Here is a 19,458-nt window from a genome sequence, read left to right as displayed (position 1 = left end):
TGGGGGCAGTGGAGAGAAGCGGTGGATCAGTGGACGGCGGTGGATGCCGGAGTAGGCGTGGTGCGTTCCTCCTTCGACTCGGTTGGAGCCAGGTGAGCCGGATCGAGATCAATGCGGCGCAACAGCTGGGCGTTCAGGGCCACCACGATGGTCGAGGCAGACATTAAGATCGCACCCACTGCCGGGGACAGCACGAACCCGATCGGTGCGAGCACGCCGGCGGCCAGCGGCACGGCGAGGATGTTGTAGCCAGAGGCCCAGATCAGGTTCTGGATCATCTTGCGGTAGCTGGCCTGGGACAGCTCAATCATCGACAGCACTGCCCGCGGGTCGTCACTGGCTAGGACCACCCCGGCAGATTCCATGGCCACATCCGTGCCGGCACCGATGGCGATACCGACGTCTGCGCGAGTCAGAGCGGGGGCGTCATTGACACCGTCACCGACCATGGCCACGCTCAAACCTCGGTCTTGCAGCTGCGTGACCTTGGTGTCTTTGTCCTGGGGCAGGACCTCGGCGAAGACCTCATCAATGCCTAAGTCCTGACCGACCGCGTGGGCCACCTGCTGGGCGTCGCCGGTGATCATCGCGACCTTCACCCCGCGGTCCTGCAGGGCTTTCACGGCGGCGCGGGATTCGGGGCGGATCTTGTCCTCGACGGCCACCGCACCGATGATCTGACCGTCGCGGACAATATGGAGCACACCAGCCCCACGCTCGGTCCAGGCGCTGGTGGTGTTGGTGAGCTCGGCCGGGGTGGTGAGGTTGAACTCGCGCAGCATGTTCGGCCCGCCCACGAGGATCTCAGCGCCATCGACAGTGGCCCGGACCCCTCGGCCGGAGGCGGCGCTGAAACCAGTTGCACGGATTTGCCGACGGGAGGCCTCGGAATGGGCGGCCGCGGCCTCCACGATGGCGCGGGCCACGGGGTGCTCGCTGTCGGCCTCCGCGGCGGCGGCCAGGGCCAGCAGCTCGCCCTCGGTGACGCCGACAACTGCTGCGACACCGGTGACCGCGTGCGCACCTTCGGTCAGAGTGCCGGTTTTGTCGAAGAGCACCACGTCGATGGTGCGCATCCGCTCGAGCGCCATCCGGTCCTTGATGAGCACCCCGGATTTCGCGGCCCGCTCGCTGGAGATCGCAATGACCAGCGGAATCGCCAGGCCCAGGGCGTGCGGGCAGGCGATGACCAGCACCGTGACCGTGCGCACCACAGCATCGTCCGGGCTGCCGATGATGGTCCACACCACCGCGGTGATCAGAGCGGAGATCAGCGCGAACCAGAACAACAATGCCGCCGCCCGATCCGCCAGGGCCTGGGCCCGAGAGGAGGACTCCTGGGCGTCGGCAACCATGCGTTGGATCCCGGCCAGGGCGGTGTCCCCGCCGGTAGCCTCCACTCGGATGCGGACGGTGTTGTCGGTGGCCACGGTACCGGCGACCACCTTGTCACCGGTGTCGCGGAAGACGGGACGGGATTCGCCGGTGATCATCGCCTCATCGAATTCGGCGGCTCCGTCGATGATGGTTCCGTCGGCCGGCACCCGGGCACCGGCCCTCACCAGCACGACGTCGTCGACGACCAGCTCGGAGATAGCCACGGTGCGGGTGGTCCCGTTGATGACTTTCTCAGCTTCATCCGGCAGCAGGGCAGCCAGCGCGTCAAGCGCGGAGGATGCTGCCCCGAGAGCGCGCATCTCCAGCCAGTGGCCCAGCAGCATGATGGTCACCAGCAGGGCCAGCTCCCACCAGAAGTCCAGGTCAAAACCGCCCAGCCCGAGAGTGGTGACCCAGGAGGCGACAAACGCCACGGTGATGGCCATGGCGATCAGGAGCATCATCCCGGGTTGGCGGGATTTCAGTTCTTTCCATCCGCCCTTAAGGAAAGGCGTTCCGCCGTAGACGAAGATGATCGTGCCCAGCACCGGGGGGATCCAGGTGGATCCGGGGAATGCCGGGAGGTGGTAGCCGAGGAGGTGGGCGACCATGGGGCTAAAAATAACGACGGGAATGGACAGAATCAACGACCACCAGAAGCGGTCCCGAAACATTGCGGTGCTGTGTCCGGCGTGTTCGCCGTGACCATGAACGTGGTGGTCTTCGTCCAGGGCGGAGTGCGGGTGATCGTGGGGCATCGCCTGGCCGTGGGTGTCGGCATCTGCGTGGTGTTCGTGGCTGGCATGATCCGGGTGGTAGGTGTGGTCTGTTTCCGGAGCAGGGTGATCACCATGGTGATCACCGGAATGGTTGGGAGTGTTCATGACGTTCCTTTCGCTCAACCCGGTCGGGGTCGAGATTATGGGTAAAACTGATCAGGATAAGACGGCGTAGCCGGCCTCCTCGATGGCCCGGCGAGCCATCTCCGGAGGTGCGACACCGGTGACCGTGACGGTGGAAACACCACCAGCATCGAGATCGACCTGGACGTCGTCGACCTGGGGGAGGGCCTGAAGGGCCTGGGTCACGCTTTTCGCGCAGTGTCCGCAGGTCAGACCGGTGACCTGGTAGCTAGAGGAGGACCCTCCTGCTGACGAGTCGCTGGCGGCAGGGATGGAGGCAGTGTCGGCACGTGAGGCAGGTCCGCAACAGCTGCAGCCGTGGGAGGCCATCGGCAAGAGGCGGGGTGGGGAGGTGATCATGGGAAAGCTCCTTCTGGTCGGTGGGATTCGGCGATGCTATCTGGGGTATATCTTCAAGGGGTGGAGGGCACTGCCCTCACGCGGGGCAGGGTGTGGTCACCGAGCAGCCTCCTCACTGTCGGGAGGGGACAGCGGGAGGCGGAGGGTAAACACCGCTCCGCGACCAGGTCCGGGGGAGGTGGCGGTGAGAGTGCCGCCGTGGGCCTCGATCAATGCCTTGGAGATGGTCAGACCGATACCGGACCCGCCGTTGTCCCGGCTGCGAGCGGCATCTCCCCGGTAGAAGCGTTCGAAGATGTGTCCGAGCTGGCTAGGTGGGATGCCCTCGCCGTCATCGGCGACGTGGATGAGCGCGGTGGACGCCCCCTGGCGCTGAACGCTGATCCGGACCTGCCCGCCGGCCGGGGTGTGCCGTAGCGCGTTGGACAGGAGATTGCTCATCACCTGGCCGAAGCGTTGCCGGTCCACGAGCACCCGGGCGGCGTCCGTAATGGTCTCGACCTGTAAATCGACGCCTTTGTCAGCATAAGCTTCCCCCGCGGCAGCAGCCGCGGTATGGAGCAGATCCCCGAGCTCTTCCTCCGCCAGGTCCAAATCGATCCGGTGTTCCTGGGCCCGGGAGACATCGTCAATGTCTTCCATCAACCGGGTCAGGCGGGTGAGTTGGTCAGCCATGATCGTGTGGTTGGCATTATCCCAGTCCACGACCCCGTCCTGGAGACCATCGAGGTAGACCGTGAGCACCGATAAGGGGGTGCCCATTTCGTGGGCCAGATCAGAGAGCATCTGGCGGCGGACCTGTTCGGTGTGTTCCAGCCGGTCGGCCATGGTGTTGAAGGCATGCGCCAGGGTGGCGACCTCGGGGCCTGCTTCTCCGGCGGGCACGCGGGTACGGGAGTTACCGGCCGCCAGGCTGGTAGCGGCGCGGGTGAGATCCTGCAGGGGGGTGCGCAGACGACGCGATAACCACAGGCTGGCCAGTAGGGCGCTGATCAAGGCAGTGGGCAGGGCGACGGCCAGGGTGATCAGGTTGGCGTCCCGGTAGGCCTGCTCGGCATGGAACAGCTCCAGCGAGGGGTCCTCCCGGCCGGCCATCAACATATGATCATGGAACAGGGGCGGGCCCACCGTCGTGGCCACGGCCGCGGCCACCAGCAGGCTAATCACCACGACCAACACCTGGGCGGCCAGGAAGCGGAAGGTCAGGCCGGGTCCGTGATTCATGGCTGCCCCATCCGGTAGCCCACGCCACGCACGGTGTCGATAAACCCCCGGCCTCGGGTGTCGGTGCCGAGCTTGCGACGCAAGTTGCCGATGTGGACATCGACGATGCGTTCATCACCGACCCAGGTGGTGCCCCAGACCTCGGTGACCAGGTCGTGGCGGGTCAGCACCTGGCCGGGGCGCAGGGCCAGGGCAACCAGCAGCTCGAACTCCGTGCGGGTGAGTTCCACGGTCGTCTCCCCCACCCGCACCTGATGGGCGACGGGGTCAAGGATGAGGTCACCAACGATCAAGGGGGTGGTCACCTGCGGTGGGGTGGTGCTGGTGCGCGGGCGGCGCAGCACCGCATGCACCCGTGTCACCAGTTCCCGGATGCTAAAAGGTTTGGTGATGTAGTCATCCGCCCCCAGGGTCAAACCGCTGATCTTGTCGTCCTCGCTGCCACGCGCGGTGAGCATGAGGATGTAGCAGTCCGAGAAGGTGCGGATCCGTCGGCATACCTCCAGGCCGTCGAGTTCGGGCAGCCCCAGATCCAGCACCACAACATCGGGGGAAAAGCGACGGGCCTCGTCCACGGCTTGGGTGCCGGTGTGCGCCTGGCGGGTATCGAAGCCTGCCCGGATGAGGTAGGAGGCCACCATCTGAGCCAGGGGTTGTTCATCATCGACGACCAGCACCCGCCCCGGGGGCGTGGCGGTGGTCGGTGTGTGGTCAGCCATAGACCCCAGTATCGCGCCGGCCAGGGGGGAATACCACCCTCACGCAGCGCCCGGCGGGGAATCTTCATCAAATCTTCAAACATCACTCTTCGATCGCCGACACCCCTGTGCCCCATCCCGGGCCGGCGGCATCGCCTCCCCTGGTCGGTTCAGCAGGCGTCACCAGGGATTTCACTGCCCGCACCGCATACCCGGGGCGGGTAGAAGGACATCGCCCACGGCTGTGGGGTGGTGTCCCGGTGGTGACCCAGCCCACTGAATTCACCCCCTTTTCGCTCTGTTATAAGACTGTGAGCAGGGTTTTTGATTTCTACTCCGTCAGGCACCCGTGCAAGATAACGGTATGACACCGACCTTGAGGCGGTGTCTTCTCACAGTGTTACCACGATCCAAGGAGATTGACGTGAAACGAGCAGCGATCGCAGCCGCCGCCCTTGCCCTCGCCCTCACGGGGTGTTCGACCGCCGACCCGGAACCCACGGCCGACGGGACGGTGTCCCAAGATACATTCCTGACTACCCATGGCCTGGCTGACATGGACGCGGTGGAGATCATTGATCACCTCGACCGGCAGAAGGTCACTGAGCGCCCCACGGATCTGATCGCCTCAGTGCGTCCCGATGAACTGCAGCTCTCGAGCGGTGATCAGGAAGTCGTGGTCGATCTTCCCGACAATCAGACGTATGTCTCGATCGCACCCTATCTCAACTCCACCCACGACTGCTTCTACCACAGCCTCACGACCTGCGTGGGGGAACTCAGCAATGAGGATATCCAGGTCAAGATCACCGATGAGTCGACCGGTGAGGTGCTGGTGGACGAGGAGACAACCACCTTCGACAACGGGTTTATTGGCTTCTGGCTTCCCGATGATGTCACCGGCCTGATTGAGGTCAGCTACCAGGGGCGTACCGGTACCACGGAGTTTTCCACCACCGACGACGGTGCCACCTGTGTTACAGACCTGCGCCTTTCGTGATGGCTCAGCAGGGTCCTCACCTGCACCTGTCTCTCCGTGTCACTGAATTCTTACACCAGGAAGGTTAAATCATGACGAACGCGTTTTCCCGACGACAGTTTCTGCTCGGCGGGCTCGTCCTCGCCGGCACCGGGGCCGTGGCCGCCTGCACCAGCGACCCTGGACCCGTTGCCTCGGCACCAGGTTCCTCCCTTCGCCCCACTCCCACTGCGTTCGGTGAGCCGACGGTGCGGCGGACACTGACCGCCCGGCCCCTCTCCCTGGATATCGGCGGCATCGAAGCCAAGACGTGGGGATACGTCTCTGACACCGGGGATGCGGCCATTGAGGCCACCGCCGGCGACGTCCTCCAGGTCGATATCACCAATGAACTGCCTGAGAGCACCTCCATCCACTGGCATGGCATCGCACTCCACAACGCCGCCGACGGTGTGCCCGGCATGACCCAGGACCCCATTGAACCTGGCGAGTCTTTCTCCTATGTTTTTGAAGTCCCCCACGGTGGCACCTATTTCTACCATTCCCACACCGGCCTGCAGCTTGATCGCGGCCTCCACGCCCCACTGATCATCCGTGACCCGCAAGACGCTGAGGACCAGGACGTCGAGTGGACCATCGTGCTCGACGACTGGGTCGATGGTATTCAGGGCACTCCCGACGATGAGCTCGACAAGCTCACCGGAATGGGTTCAGGCGACCATAACGGGAAGAAGGGGATGGGAGGTCACGGTCACATGATGCACGGCACCCCGGACCCGGTTCTGGGCGGGGATGCCGGCGATGTGATGTATCCGCACTACCTCATCAACGGACGTATCCCCCGTGCTCACCGGACCTTCGAGGCTCGCCCGGGCGACAAGGCCCGCCTGCGGTTTATCAACTCCGGCGGTGACACCATTTTCAAGGTGGCCCTCGGTGGTCACCGCATGACCGTCACCCACACCGACGGCTTCCCTGTCCAGCCCAGGGAGACCGAATCGATCTACCTGTCGATGGGCGAGCGTGTTGACGTCGAGGTCATCCTCGACGACGGCGTCTTCCCGCTCACGGCTTTGGCGGTGGGTAAGGACGACCGCGCCTTCGCCGTCATCCGCACCGCCGGCGGCCAGGCCCCCCGCCCCGATGTCGACTTCCCCGAGTTGTCGTCCACCGGACTGCTCCTGTCCTCTCTGAAGCCTGCAGACCGTGCACTCCTGCCCGAGGGCACACCAGACCGAGAAGTTGGCATCGACCTGGGCGGGCAGATGATGCCGTATGAATGGAGCATTCTCACCGACGGCCAATCCTCCTCCGCGACCGTGCAGGAGGGCCAGCGCCTGCGGATGGTCATGCGCAACAGGACCATGATGCCCCATCCCATGCACATCCACGGACACACGTGGGCGCTGCCCGGCAGCGGCGGGCTGCGCAAGGACACCGTCCTTCTCCGCCACGGTGAAACCATGATCGCCGACCTGATCGCTGACAACCCCGGTGAGTGGGCATTTCACTGCCATAACGCCTATCACATGGAAACCGGGATGTTCAGCTCGCTTCGCTACGAGTAACGCCCACAGCAGGGTTGAGTGCCGAGGTAGGCAGAGTCGCTGCAGACCACTCACCGGGCCACTGATGATCTTCCTCGGTGTTTCGGCATGCTGGCTGCGGCAGCTGCCGGTCTGATCTCGTTCGCTTCCCCGTGCGTCGTACCCCTGGTATCCGGGTATATGTCGTATCTGGCCAGTGCGGTCGGCGGGGAGGTCGACTACGACGCCGAGGGGGCACGGTGGTCACCATATGCCAGTGGGCGGTAGCGGGTGCGGCCGGGGTGTTCATTCTCGGCTTCACCATAGTCTTTGTGCTGGCCACTTCAGTACGACTACCGTCATCGCTGTGTCCTTCCTACCCGGTGTTGCACCGCGTGACCTGGGGTGTTCACGAGTTCAACGGAAGAAGTTCAGAAGCGAGCCGGGGAACTTTTTCGGGCGACCGGTACAGACCCAGCCAGACCAAGCCAGACTGGGACCGACCTCACGCCTTGCCCAGCATGTAGCCGCGCCCGGCGTACTCCGCCGTGTGGACGACCCAGCCGATGGCGGTGATGAGGGCGAAGGAGATGAGTCGGTAGAGGACGGTGACGGCGGTGGCGTCGACAAGGGTGAGGCCGACGGTGACCAGGGAGCCGACGAGGATGGCCTCCACGGTGCCCACGCCGCCGGGCGTGACCTGGGCGGCGCCGGCGAGTTTGGTCATGATGAACGCGAGGGTGATGCCCATCGCGGAGGTTTCGTTGAGGCCGGGGTCGAAACCTGGTGCGGTGCCCAGGACGGACCAGGCGCAGAAGTAGAGCACGGCCAGGTCGAGAACCTGGTTGAGCAGGGAGAACGCGGCGGCGGCGGTGAAGCGGCGGCGTGACATTTGGATGGCAGCGACTTGGTCGACGACGCCGCTGGCTTTGGTTGCGACGCGGGCGGGCAGGAAGCGCAGCCAGCGTTTCAGTACGGCGGGGTTGCGGGTGGCCCAGTAGAGGCCACCGACCACGGCTGCGGTGCCCAGCAACGATCCTGCCAGGGCCCACACGGAGAGGCGGGCACCCATGAACACGACGGCGCTGATGCCGATGAGCGCCATCCAGACCGTGGATAGCGCGCCGGAGACGACGAAGAACCAGGCGCACAGCCCGGTGGTCGCGCCCCAGGACTGGTGGACGCGGAAGGTCAGCCACGCGGAGAGCGCCGGGCCGCCGGGGACGGTGGTGGACCAGGCGTTAGAGGCGAGCGTGATGTTCATGCAGCCGCGCAGGTCGGCGATGCGTCCTTCGATGTTGAGGAGCACGAGCATCACGGCGGCCATGGCGGCGATGGCGCCGAACGCGGTGGCCACGGCGCCGACGAGCGGCAGTAGGTCGGCGCGGCGCAGCGTGGTCCAGGCCTCGCCGAGGAAGGGGAGGCGGTCGCGAAACAGCACCAGGCCGACAATCAGGATGACGACGGGTGCTGTCCAGCGCAGCCACTTAGCGTTCAAGTTCACGCTTCTTGAGCTGTTCGAGGGCCCGGCGGGTTTCGAGTTCCTGCATCAGTTCCGTGAAGGGGACCAGGTCGGCGTTTTCGTTGACGGTCCTGCCTGCGCGGGCGGGGGATGGGTCGAGGGCGATCGCCTCGTCGACGGGGGTGTGGGTGGGGTCGGAGGGGGCGTCGACAAGTGGGACGGAGCTGGAGCCTTCGCCGAGGCTGCGGTAGGCGCGCTTGACCCAGCGTGGTGCCCACCAGTTGTCCTCGCGCAGGAGGTGCATGACGGACGGCACGATGAGCAGGCGGATGATGGTGGCGTCGAGGGCCAGGGAGACGATCATGCCGAAGGCGATGTACTTCATCATGACGATGTCGCTCATGGCGAAGGCGGCGGCGACCACGATCATGATGGCGGCGGCCGCGGTGATGATGCCGCCGGTGTGCGCCGTGCCGTACTTGATGGACTGGTCGGTGGTGGCGCGGTTGTGGCGGGCCTCGACCATGCGGGAGACGAGGAAGACTTCGTAGTCGGTGGATAGGCCGTAGAGGATCGCGATGATGAGCACCAGCACCGGGCTCATCAGCGGACCTGGGGTGAAGTTGAGCAGGTCGGAGCCGACGCCATCAACGAAGACGAGGGTGAGGAACCCGAGGGTGGCGCCGATGCCGAGCACGTTCATGATGACGGCCTTCGCGGGCAGGATCAGGGAGCCGAACAGCAGCGCCATCAGCAGGAACGTGGCCAGCACCATGTAGAGCGCCATCCAGGGCAGCCGCTCCAGTAGGGCTTCGATGGATTCGACTTCCATGGCTGGGGTGCCTGCGATGTAGACGCCGACGCCTTCTGGCGCTTCGATGGCGCGCAGCTGGTCCACGACTGCTTGGCCGCCGTTGCGGTCCGCCAGCGGCGCGGAGAGCACCGTGGTGCCGTCCTTCGTCGCCTGGGATGGGGAGAGCGGCTTGGCTAGGCCGGTGACTTCGCGGGACTGCAGGACCACGTCCACGAGCTGCTCGTTGGTGGCGTTGGTGACCACGAGTTTGATCGGGTCGGTGCGAAACGCCGGGAACTCTTCGTTGAAGGCGTCCTGCGCCTGCCGCGTTTCCTGGTTGGGTGGCAGGTAGCTTTCGTTGATGCCGCCGAAGGTGATGCCGACCATCGGCACGGTGAGCAGCAGCAGCGCGCCGGTCGCGCCGACGACGACTTTCTTGGAGTTGCGCATTGCCCACGCCGGAAGCCGGTACCACACGGTGTCTTCTATTCGACGCCCCCTTCGCGACGTGCGCCGCACCGACCACTTATCGATGTTGGGTCCCAGCATGCCGAACAGCGCCGGCAGCATGGTCACGGAGATGACCGCGGCGAGCATCACGGCGCTAATTGCGCCGTAGGCCACGGACTTGAGGAAGGCCTGCGGGAACATGAGCAGGCCGGAGAGCGCCACACCAACCATGAGTGCGGAGAAGAACACGGTCTTGCCGGCGGTGGTTGTGGTGGCGGCGACGGCCTCCTCGGTGCTGACGCCGCGGTCGAGTTCTTCGCGGAAGCGGGAGACCATGAACAGGCCGTAGTCGATGGCCAGGCCCAGGCCGAGCAGCGTAATAATCGACTGGGAAAAGATGTTGACCTGCTGGAACTGCGCCAGGATGGACAGCAGCGACAGGGAGCCGATGATGGACAGGATGCCCACAATCAGCGGCATTGCCGCGGCGACCACGCCGCCGAAGACGAATAGCAGGATGATGGCCACGAACACCAGGCCGACTTTCTCGGCGCGGGCGATGTCGTTGGCCATGCCGGTGTCCAGCGCGTCGGCGACGGCGGTGGCGCCGGCGATCTGCACGGTGGCGTCCCCGGGCAGTGTGATGTCGTTGAGCGCCGGTTGGATGGTGCGGAAGTCTTTCAGCGTCTGTTCGCCGTCGCCGGCCAGGCCGATCGCGGCGAAGGCGGCGGTGCCGTCCTCGGTGATCTGCTGCTGGTTCGGCGCGGAGAAGTAGCTGGTGATGTGGTCGATCTGGTCCGGGAACTGGGTTTTTAAGGCTTCGATTTGTCGGTTGGCCTCGTTGAACACGGCGGGGTCGGCCACGCCTTGTGGGGCGCGGACAAGCAGGATGACGTCACCGGCATTGTCGCGGCCGAAGGTGTCGTTCTCGATGGTGGCAGCTGTGGTGGAGTCCGCGCGGGGGTCCTCCCAGCCTTCCTGCGAGAGGCGCTCGCCCAACTTGGAGCCGAAGAGCACCTGCAGCACCACGATCACTGCGATGACCACGATTGGCAGTACTTTGCGCTGCCGGTACGCGAAATGTCCCCACCTGTAAAACACGGCCAGCTCCTACTTTTCCTTGGTGTTGTGCAGCAACGAGGTCAGCGGGCGGAACGGCTGCAGCCATGCGCCGCCGTCCGGCAGGGATTCCAGGTTGATGCGCGGCAGCGGCTCCAGGAAGACGTTCGGGATGTCCTCGAGGTCCACGAAGCGCAGAAGTGGGGAGTCGACGGCCCACGCGGCGTGCTCGTGAAACCCGATGACGGTCACGGGCAGGCCGTCTTCCGCGAGCTGCTCGAGCGGCTCCTGGAAGTTCTGGCCGTCGGCCGACGCGACGACGACGCCGCGCAGCACGCCCTCGTCGAGGCGGCGGCGGATGTGGGTGAGCATGTCCTGATCGACGTCCGAATCCTCAGCAGTCTTCGGCTTTGCGAAGACCGCGAAACCCACGTTGCGCAGCGCGTCCACCCACGGGCGGACCGATTCGGCGTTGTGGGCGGCGACGTTGGTAAACACGGTGGCTTCCGGCTCGATGGTGGAGCCGGTCTCCTGCGAGGCCTTCGCCGCGAGCCCGATCAGCCAGTGGCCGAGGGCGTCGAAACGCGGCCGCTGCGACCCGGAGGGCCGCCCGCCGAGGATCGCGCCGAGCCCCATGTCAAGGTTCGGCGCGTCCCAGACGAGCAGGTAGGTTTCTGGGCCGGGTTCGGCCCCTGGCGTGTAGGGGTGCGTCTTGTCCTGCAGGTCCTGCATGGTTTACTTCTTCTCCCAGAGGTATTCGCGGATCGTGTGGTCTTTTTCCAACCCTTTCCCCTCGAATTTAGTGATGACCTGACGGTCTGTCAGCAACGGCGCCTCCGGCCATGGCCAACCCTTGTATTCCAGCATGGGTTCCACGTTCACGAGCTCGTCGATCCACTCGGCGTAACCAGCGTGGTCAGTGGCCACGTGCAGCACACCGCCTTTCTTCAGGCGCGTCGCGATGAGGTTCAGCGTGCCCGACTGGATAATGCGGCGCTTGTGGTGGCGGGCCTTCGGCCACGGGTCGGGGAAGAAGATGCGCACGCCGTCGAGGCTTTCCTCGCCGAACATGCGGGCCAGGACCTCGACGCCGTCGCCGCGCACCATGCGGATGTTCTCGATCTCGCCACGCACCACGGATCCGAGCAGCTTCGCCAGGCCCGGCTTGTACAGCTCGACGGCAATCACGTTGGTGTCCGCCTCCAGCGGTGCCATCGCCGCGGTGGAGGTGCCGGTGCCTGAGCCGATTTCGAGGATCGTCGGGTGGCCCGTGCGGCCGAACCACTCGTCGACGTCGATGGGGGTATCGCTGAGCATCTGCCCCAGGCGCGGCCAGTGCTCCTCGAAGAGCGCCTCCTGGTTGTCCGTCAGCGTGCCGCGGCGGAACGTCACCGAGCCGAGGCGCGGGTAGTCCAGGCCGGTATCAAATTCAGTTTGCGGGGGCCGCCCGTGGGGCAGTTCGCCCATGCCAGGGCGTGAATTCTCAGACATGTTCATCGTGTTCATTGTCCACACGGTGGATTGAAATGCAATTCCCCCAATTGCCCCCGGAATGGGGTGAATGTGGGTCCGGTCACGTTTATTTACGGGTTTGCACGGTGAAAGAATGTTGTTTTCGCTGCGTACGGCCAATATTTATCGACGCTCCACCGTTCGGGCACACCCCTTTTTGGGGCACATTTACATGCTCACTCTTGGTCACATCTATGAAGTATGTCACTGGTTATGACCGGGGTGGGCGTCGAAAAGCTGGAGACGGACCAGCGTAACCGCGATTTCGATAGGCTTGGGACCTAGAGGTTTGTCTATTTTGACCAGGAGAGATTATGACCACTGCCGTGAAGCGCATCGAAGGCAACGTACCAACCGACAATGAGCAGCTCATTGCTTGGATCAACGACGCTGTCGACCTCTTTGACCCGGACAAGGTGGTTTTCGCGGACGGATCCCAGGAAGAGTGGGACCGCCTCGCAGCCGAGCTGGTGGAGAAGGGCACGCTGATCAAGCTCAACGAGGAGAAGCGCCCGAACTCCTTCCTTGCACGTTCGAACCCTTCCGACGTCGCACGTGTTGAGTCCCGCACCTTCATCGCCACCGAAGGCGAGGACGGCGCAGGCCCAACCAACAACTGGCGTGACCCAGCCGAGCTCAAGGCTGAAATGCGCGAGCACTTCAGCGGCTCCATGAAGGGCCGCACCATGTACGTTGTGCCGTTCTGCATGGGCCCAATCAGCGACCCAGACCCGAAGCTGGGCGTCCAGCTCACTGACTCCGCATACGTGGTCATGTCCATGCGTGTGATGACCCGCATGGGCCAGGAAGCGCTGGACAAGATCGAGGGCGACAAGTTCGTACCGTGCCTCCACTCCGTCGGCGCACCGCTCGAACCAGGTCAGGAAGACGTCGCATGGCCATGCAACGAGACGAAGTACATCTCCCAGTTCCCAGAGACCAAGGAAATCTGGTCCTACGGCTCCGGCTACGGCGGCAACGCAATCCTGGCGAAGAAGTGCTTCGCCCTGCGTATCGCGTCCGTCATGGCGAAGGAAGAGGGCTGGATGGCTGAGCACATGCTCATCCTGAAGCTCACCTCCCCAGAGGGCAAGGTCTACCACATCACCGGCGCGTTCCCGTCCGCATGTGGCAAGACCAACCTGGCAATGCTCACCCCGTCGCTCGAGGGCTGGACCTCCGAGGTTGTCGGCGACGATATCGCCTGGATGCATCTGCGTGAGGACGGCCTCTACGCCGTCAACCCAGAAAACGGATTCTTCGGTGTTGCACCTGGCACGAACTACAAGTCCAACCCGATCGCCATGAAGACGATGGAGCCGGGCAACACCCTGTTCACAAATGTCGGCCTCACCGATGACGGCGACGTCTGGTGGGAAGGCATGGACGGCGACGCCCCAGCGCACCTCGTGGACTGGCACGGCAACGACTGGACTCCAGAATCCGGCGAGAAGGCCGCCCACCCGAATTCCCGCTACTGCACCCCGATCGCACAGTGCCCAACGGCAGCACCGGAGTACGACGACTGGAAGGGCGTCAAGGTCGACGCCATCCTCTTCGGCGGACGCCGTCCGGACACCGTGCCACTGGTCACCCAGGCGCACGACTGGGAGCACGGCACCATGATCGGTGCGATGCTCTCCTCCGGCCAGACCGCTGCCTCCGCTGAGGCGAAGGTCGGCTCCCTGCGCCACGACCCAATGGCCATGCTGCCGTTCATCGGTTACAACGTCGGTGACTACTTCCAGCACTGGATCGACATGGGCCGCGAAGGCGGGGACCGCATGCCGGCGATCTTCCTGGTGAACTGGTTCCGCCGCGGCGAGGATGGCCGCTACCTGTGGCCAGGCTTCGGCGAGAACTCCCGCGTACTGAAGTGGATCGTGGACCGCATCGAAGGCCGCGTCGGCGCAGACGAGACCGTGGTCGGCTACACCGCCCGCGCGGAAGACCTGGACCTGGAGGGCCTCGACGAGCCAATCGAGGACGTCAAGGAAGCCCTCTACCCAGATCCGAAGCTGTGGGAAGGCGACGTCGCGGATGCCCGCGAGTACTTCGCTGGACTCGGCGACCGCGTTCCGAAGGAAATCTTCGAGCAGCTGGACAAGCTCGAGGAGCGCGTCAACGCCGCGAAGTAAATCGCACTAAGCCTCTAAGGTAAAAGGCCCGCCGTGTGGCGGGCCTTTGCTTATGCGAACTTAGCGGACAGTGATTGTGACAACCTGTGGCTTCTCAAAGTTACTGACCGTTGCGTGGCCCTCCAGATCCACTCGACCGGACGACAGGGCCCCAACGCTCGGGCAGGATGCGTCGATACGTTCTTCCCCCGGCTCGAGCTTCCAGTAGTAGACGGAGTTCTTGTCGGTGTAGTGCACCTTTTCCTGGCGCAGACCACCGAGTGCGCATACGCCCGCTGACTTGCCGTCTTCGGTAACCACCTGGATGACGGACTGCTCGCCGCGCGGCTCCACGACGGGTGCCTTCGCGTTGGTTTCGCCCATCACGACGGCCACCACGATGGAGACCACCGCCAACACGGCTGCGAAAATGGACGGGGCTTGGAATTGGATCGGGAGTTTCATAGTTGCTGATCCTACCCGCGAAGCACGACCACCAGGTTGGAAACCGCAAACTCGCGGAGCAGGGGCACCCGCGTGAGCCACCAAGCCCAGCGTGGGTGGTAGCGCGGGAAGGCGGCGAGGAGCCTGCCGGTCGATTCCGCCCACGCCAAGCCCTCCTTTGCAGAGACTGCGAAAAGAGACTCGCCCCACTTGTTCTTCGGCTCGTGCCCGTGTGCCGCCACGTAACGACGCCTAGCGAACTCGCCGCCCACGTAGTGCTGCCACAGGCCGGTCTCGTGCCCGCCGAAGGGTCCCAGCCACACCGTATAACTCAGCACCACCAGGCCGCCGGGCTTGACCACCCGCAACATCTCTTCGGCCATCGTCTGCCAATCCGGGATGTGCTCGGCAACGTTGGAGGAGTACACCACGTCGAAGGAGTCCGTGGCGAAGGGGAGCGCGGTGCCGTCGCCACGAACGGAGCCGTAGCCACTGATGCCGGCGGCGGACAGCTCGGAGACGCTCGGCTCCACGCCCACGTAGAACGTGTCCGCGAAGGCCTTGGCGAAATAGCCCGGCCCACCGCCCACGTCTAACACCGACTTGCCTCGCAGGGGGGTGGAGGTGAGGTCGGCGGAGAGGGCGTCGAGAAGCTGGTAGGTGTCGCGGGCCAACCCCTCGTAAAAGATGCGGGGGCGGAACTGCTCATAGCGAAACGAGCGCAACAAGCGCAACGAACGTGCCAACGTGGCCAGGCGGCGGGTACGGTACATGACAATGAAGATACTGCTGATGTGTTGGCGCGACTCCACCCACCCACAAGGTGGCGGCTCCGAGGCGTACCTGGAACGCGTCGGCGAAGCGCTCGCGGCCGCCGACCACCAGGTGATCTACCGCACCGCGAAACACACCGACGCACCGCGCGTCTCTCGGCGCAACGGCATCCGCTTCGAGCGTGCCGGCGGCAAATACACTGTCTACCTGCTCGCGCCGTTTGCCGCGTGGCGGCACCGGCCCGACATCGTCGTGGACACCCAAAACGGCATCCCCTTCTTCGCGCGCCTCTACTCGCGCGCCACGACCGTGCTGCTCACCCACCACTGCCACAAGGAACAGTGGCCGGTGGCCGGGCCGATCATCGGGCGGTTCGGGTGGTGGCTGGAATCCAAGGTGGCGCCGCGGGTGTACCGGGGGGCGCCGTATGTGACGGTCTCGCAGGCGTCGAAACGTGACCTGGAGGCGCTCGGGGTGGACCCGGCGGCGATCCGCATCATCGAAAACGGAGTGGACCCAGTGCCCGCCGAACTGCCCACCCTCGCCGACGACGGCCGCACCCACGTGGTCACCCTCTCCCGGCTCGTGCCACACAAGCAGATCGAGCACGCCATCGACGCCGTCGCTGCCCTCGACAACGTGGTGCTCGACGTGATCGGCTCCGGCTGGTGGGAAGACCAACTCCGCGACTACGCCGGCGACCTTGCAGGCGAGCGCGTCATCTTCCACGGCCACGTCGCCGACGACCACAAACACGCCCTGCTCGCCCGCGCGCAACTCCACCTCATGCCCAGCGCCAAAGAAGGTTGGGGCATCGCCGTCATCGAAGCCGCCCAACACGCCGTCCCCACCATCGGCTACATGACGGCAGGCGGCCTCGCCGACTCAGTGCAGCACGGGGAAACCGGCCTGCTCGTGGACACGCACGCTGAGTTCGTCACCGAAGTCGCCCACCTTCTTGACGACGCCCCCCTCCGCCACACCCTCGGCACCCAGGCGCAACAGCGCGCCGGAACCTACTCGTGGGCGGAAACTGGGCGCAAGTTCACCCAGTTCATCGACACTCTCGCGCGCCCTTAGAGCAGCTCCGTCGCCCAGTTCAGTTGCTGAATCTTCGTATCCAGCTCCCGGTACTCCTTCGCTGCCTTATCCGCCATCGCGTGCAACTGGCCCACATCCACCGTGGACACATACCGCACCTCGGAGGCCGAATACCGATCCGCGCGTGCCGACGCCGCATCCGCCACCGCGCTATAAAACCTTCGGGCGCGCAAAAACGCATCCCGGCGTGCAATCGCATCCGTCAACGTCGCGTCCCCCTCAAACGGCGTCGACGCATTCGTGTGGTTAATCCGGCGGACCAGCGTCTCAATGCTCTGCAGCACCGACGCCGACTCCTGCAGCAACGCCTCCGAATCCTCCACCGGGGTATCCCCCTCCTGGATCCGCGCATTCCGCGTCAAACGACGCTCCAACTCATTCAGCCGATCCTGTGCCTGCGCCCGCTTCGCCAGCGCTTCTGCCAACAACATCGCATCCTCCTTCAAAAATAGGCGGCCACCCCCAGCACCGTGGTAGTTCCCAATTCTCATGTGCACTGTGCCCGTGTACCTTGTGCAGGCTTAGGGATCAATCACAGGGACCCGGAAAGCCACCGGGTTACAGGTTTGGGTGGTTTCCAATTGCGCCCGAGGAAACCGGTCGGGCTGGTGCTCGCTGAGTGGCCTGCGCACCACGATAGCAGGTTGGTGGGTGTTGGGGTTGGTGGCGGTTTCGGGACTGGTTTTGTTCTGGTTTCGTTCCGGTCGAGGTGCTCAAGGAGTGTGACGCTGGTCGCCCAAAATCGGTCGGGCCAGGTGAAAATGCGCGACCTGCAAGGGGACAGTGTCGGGCCAAAGGGGCCTATTGCGATTCCAGACGAAAATATCCGGCGCGTCGGCCAGGTATGTGTTGAGGCGGCTCGGGTGGAGATCCATCGGGTTTGAGTCTGGCGTCTCGTAGTGGAATAAGCGCGGGGTGACCTTTTGCTTTGAAAAGCTCACGATGACGCAGAAGACATGAGCTTGGTCACTTGCTTCGTTCGCCCAACGGAAGGTGTCGTGCGCGAAGTCAATGTGGAAGCCCAATTGGGTGATTGGGTACCAAATGTTTGCTGCCTGTTCGCCTTGGACAACCGAGTTGGTCGATACGAATGCCGTGCGTACGGTGTGGTCGCCCATGTACTCTGCGGCCTTGATGAACCAACCCGCTACGTAGTCGATGTTGCCGACATTCTTCGTTCCCTTTGGAAAGACTGAAGTGCCCCAGGTTTTGTTCCGTCTGAGCAGATGGGAAAATCTGGGGCACTTCAATTGACTTCCTTCACCCCGTTCACTAGGTGTGAGGAAGTTGAAGGTTGGTTACCGAAGCAATCTTAGATCGCTGAAATTCGGCCTGCGCGATAGCTCGGTAGAAGTTATCATTATTAGCACCACTGCCAATATCTACGGAGGATCTGGAGCGCCACATCGTGAAAGAAAAGCTCACAACAGCCCTAGAACCAATCGTCGGTACGTCCTACTCGCTGATGATCGCAGACGTTATTGCTTGGCTGGCCCTATAAAAACATGGACAATATCGAGCATCGCATTTCCCAATTAGAACTTAACCAAGGACGGATCGCAATCCTACTCAGCTCAGCCCCCGAAGAGCATAAAGCGTGGGATAAAGCGTGCCTATGCCATGACCTCACCTTCGAACAAGAATACAGGACTCGACAAGAAATCCTAGATTTCCTCAACTCAGAAGCGACTGATAGTAACGAACTACTATCAAAAGTAAGCCACATCGTAGGACATCCCGCAGTAGCTCGCGACCTCGTAAGCGCATTTAAACAACGTGGCACGGCAGCTCAACGATGGAAAGAAATAGACTCGGAAAACCTACTCTGACCATTCAGCTCACTGACTGAATGTTTCACAGAAAGAGCATCAAGTGTTGAACTAGTACTCAACGTTTGATGCTTTTGTCTTTCTGTTTTCCCATATGAGGGCGCTCCACTGGTGAGTGCATCGCTGGAGGGCCTGAAACGTGGTATTACGAACCTGATCAGCCCTTCTATTTGGCAGATTCAACAGCAGAATCATGTATTAGGATGGAGATTTCCATTTTGCAGGGTGGAAAGTACGGAATCCGCTTTTACCCTAGCCATTGGCCTCAACAAGATGGTGGTGAAGTGCCCCGGTTTTTGTTCCTAGGCATGTGCCTTGTTTTCCATTATCCCGTGGTCCTGGGAACTTTCTTTGTGGTCAGTCGTCGCGACCTGGGGAAACACTACGTCGGTCGACTGAGCAGCTGCAAAACGCAAAATGGTTCCCGAGCTTGGGAACTATTTCAGCGGGCTCGAGCGAGCGAACGACGTGACCTGGGGAAACGCGTTCGGAGGTGAGCTCCGAAACCCCCGAAAACGCGAAAAAGTTCCCGGACGCAGGGCGCGGGAACTTTTTCACAGATAGGAGAGAAGGGGATGGGGTAGGGCGGAGCGCGTTGAGTATCAGTGAGCCGGAGTTTAGGCGGCCGCGAGGAGGCTGTCTGTGCGCAGGCGGTTGAGCATCTCGGCTTCGACGAGGACGGGGATGAAGTCTTCGACGGTTGCGGTGCTGCAGTGCTCGGCGAGGACGGTGTCGAAAGTGTTGTTGATTTCGGCTTCGCTGAATTGTGGGGTCCAGGCCTCGAGGAGGTCGTGGCGGATGTTGCGAAGTACGCGCTTCTGGATGGTGTTGAACTGAATCTGCATGGTTAC

17 protein-coding genes and 1 pseudogene are annotated in these 19,458 nt (G+C 63.4%); 5 read left to right on the top strand and 13 right to left on the bottom strand.

All coding sequences use genetic code 11. The features are described 5' to 3' along the window. Positions 1–26: 26 nt before the first annotated feature. The 4 genes from KBX13_RS06690 to KBX13_RS06675 form a co-directional block, all read right to left on the bottom strand. Positions 27–2,261 carry a copper-translocating P-type ATPase gene (locus tag KBX13_RS06690; protein ID WP_256000775.1) on the bottom strand — a complete coding sequence of 745 codons (2,235 nt, stop codon included), beginning with the start codon at positions 2,259–2,261 and terminating at the stop codon, positions 27–29. A gap of 51 nt (positions 2,262–2,312) precedes the next feature. Continuing rightward, positions 2,313–2,639: a heavy-metal-associated domain-containing protein gene (locus tag KBX13_RS06685; RefSeq protein ID WP_256000776.1), complete on the bottom strand. Its 327-nt coding sequence runs from the start codon at positions 2,637–2,639 to the stop codon at positions 2,313–2,315. Between the two features lie 96 nt (positions 2,640–2,735). Further along, positions 2,736–3,863, bottom strand: coding sequence for a cell wall metabolism sensor histidine kinase WalK (locus KBX13_RS06680; RefSeq protein ID WP_071573009.1), 1,128 nt, complete (start codon positions 3,861–3,863; stop codon positions 2,736–2,738). Continuing rightward, on the bottom strand, positions 3,860–4,582 hold the full coding sequence (locus KBX13_RS06675) for a response regulator transcription factor (RefSeq protein WP_252931623.1): 723 nt from the start codon (positions 4,580–4,582) through the stop codon (positions 3,860–3,862). The genes KBX13_RS06680 and KBX13_RS06675 overlap by 4 nt, the downstream gene beginning before the upstream one ends. Before the next feature lie 403 nt (positions 4,583–4,985). Here KBX13_RS06675 and KBX13_RS06670 point away from each other — a divergent pair, with 403 nt between their 5' ends. The 3 genes and pseudogenes from KBX13_RS06670 to KBX13_RS06660 all read left to right on the top strand — a co-directional run. Next, entirely contained in the window at positions 4,986–5,561 is a 576-nt protein-coding gene (locus tag KBX13_RS06670) for a CueP family metal-binding protein (RefSeq protein WP_256021352.1), read from the top strand. Between the two features lie 71 nt (positions 5,562–5,632). After that, on the top strand, positions 5,633–7,108 hold the full coding sequence (locus tag KBX13_RS06665) for a multicopper oxidase family protein (RefSeq protein WP_256021350.1): 1,476 nt from the start codon (positions 5,633–5,635) through the stop codon (positions 7,106–7,108). Positions 7,109–7,195: 87 nt separating this feature from the next. Continuing rightward, positions 7,196–7,410 (top strand): annotated as a pseudogene (locus KBX13_RS06660) (cytochrome c biogenesis protein CcdA); the annotation flags it as partial. Positions 7,411–7,571: 161 nt separating this feature from the next. On the opposite strand, the gene KBX13_RS06655 reads toward KBX13_RS06660, so the two are convergent. From KBX13_RS06655 to trmB, 4 genes are read right to left on the bottom strand one after another with little or no spacing between them, the layout of a single operon-like run. Beyond that, positions 7,572–8,570 (bottom strand): YbhN family protein, encoded by a 999-nt coding sequence (locus KBX13_RS06655; protein ID WP_256021348.1) that lies wholly within the window; start codon positions 8,568–8,570, stop codon positions 7,572–7,574. Beyond that, positions 8,554–10,872, bottom strand: a complete 2,319-nt coding sequence (locus KBX13_RS06650) for an MMPL family transporter (protein WP_256021347.1) — start codon at positions 10,870–10,872, stop codon at positions 8,554–8,556. Before KBX13_RS06650 ends, KBX13_RS06655 begins: the two co-directional genes overlap by 17 nt. Positions 10,873–10,881: 9 nt before the next feature. Continuing rightward, positions 10,882–11,562 (bottom strand): NYN domain-containing protein, encoded by a 681-nt coding sequence (locus KBX13_RS06645; protein ID WP_256021346.1) that lies wholly within the window; start codon positions 11,560–11,562, stop codon positions 10,882–10,884. A 3-nt stretch (positions 11,563–11,565) separates the two neighbouring features. Then, on the bottom strand, positions 11,566–12,327 hold the full coding sequence (trmB, locus tag KBX13_RS06640) for a tRNA (guanosine(46)-N7)-methyltransferase TrmB (RefSeq protein WP_256021419.1): 762 nt from the start codon (positions 12,325–12,327) through the stop codon (positions 11,566–11,568). Positions 12,328–12,656: 329 nt separating this feature from the next. On the opposite strand from trmB, the gene KBX13_RS06635 reads away from it, so the two are divergent. Next, positions 12,657–14,480: a phosphoenolpyruvate carboxykinase (GTP) gene (locus KBX13_RS06635; protein ID WP_256021345.1), complete on the top strand. Its 1,824-nt coding sequence runs from the start codon at positions 12,657–12,659 to the stop codon at positions 14,478–14,480. Between the two features lie 60 nt (positions 14,481–14,540). Here KBX13_RS06635 and KBX13_RS06630 read toward each other — a convergent pair whose 3' ends face one another. Together KBX13_RS06630 and KBX13_RS06625 are read right to left on the bottom strand one after the other, a co-directional pair. Continuing rightward, a complete protein-coding gene (locus KBX13_RS06630) occupies positions 14,541–14,924 on the bottom strand; it encodes a hypothetical protein (RefSeq protein WP_256021343.1) in 384 nt (127 codons plus the stop codon). Between the two features lie 11 nt (positions 14,925–14,935). Beyond that, the gene (locus tag KBX13_RS06625; protein WP_256021341.1) at positions 14,936–15,676 is read right to left on the bottom strand and encodes a class I SAM-dependent methyltransferase; all 741 of its coding nucleotides are present in this window, start codon (positions 15,674–15,676) and stop codon (positions 14,936–14,938) included. 4 nt (positions 15,677–15,680) lie between these two features. Here KBX13_RS06625 and KBX13_RS06620 point away from each other — a divergent pair, with 4 nt between their 5' ends. After that, positions 15,681–16,757 (top strand): glycosyltransferase family 4 protein, encoded by a 1,077-nt coding sequence (locus tag KBX13_RS06620; RefSeq protein ID WP_256021417.1) that lies wholly within the window; start codon positions 15,681–15,683, stop codon positions 16,755–16,757. Here KBX13_RS06620 and KBX13_RS06615 read toward each other — a convergent pair. The 3 genes from KBX13_RS06615 to KBX13_RS06605 all read right to left on the bottom strand — a co-directional run bounded on the left by KBX13_RS06615 (position 16,754) and on the right by KBX13_RS06605 (position 19,452). Beyond that, on the bottom strand, positions 16,754–17,209 hold the full coding sequence (locus KBX13_RS06615) for a DIP1984 family protein (RefSeq protein WP_070975623.1): 456 nt from the start codon (positions 17,207–17,209) through the stop codon (positions 16,754–16,756). The genes KBX13_RS06620 and KBX13_RS06615 overlap by 4 nt on opposite strands. A gap of 282 nt (positions 17,210–17,491) precedes the next feature. After that, positions 17,492–18,028: a DNA methyltransferase gene (locus KBX13_RS06610; protein WP_370687319.1), complete on the bottom strand. Its 537-nt coding sequence runs from the start codon at positions 18,026–18,028 to the stop codon at positions 17,492–17,494. 1,196 nt (positions 18,029–19,224) lie between these two features. Then, complete coding sequence (locus KBX13_RS06605; protein ID WP_070361790.1) at positions 19,225–19,452, bottom strand: three-helix bundle dimerization domain-containing protein; 228 nt, start codon at positions 19,450–19,452, stop codon at positions 19,225–19,227. Between the last annotated feature and the right edge of the window lie 6 nt (positions 19,453–19,458).

Origin of the sequence: Corynebacterium sp. CCUG 51687 (assembly GCF_024453995.1) — a bacterium.
In the GTDB taxonomy this organism is placed as follows: domain Bacteria; phylum Actinomycetota; class Actinomycetes; order Mycobacteriales; family Mycobacteriaceae; genus Corynebacterium; species Corynebacterium pseudogenitalium.
The sequence above is the reverse complement of the archived record's forward strand: the minus strand, read 5'-3'. Positions and strand labels throughout refer to the sequence as shown.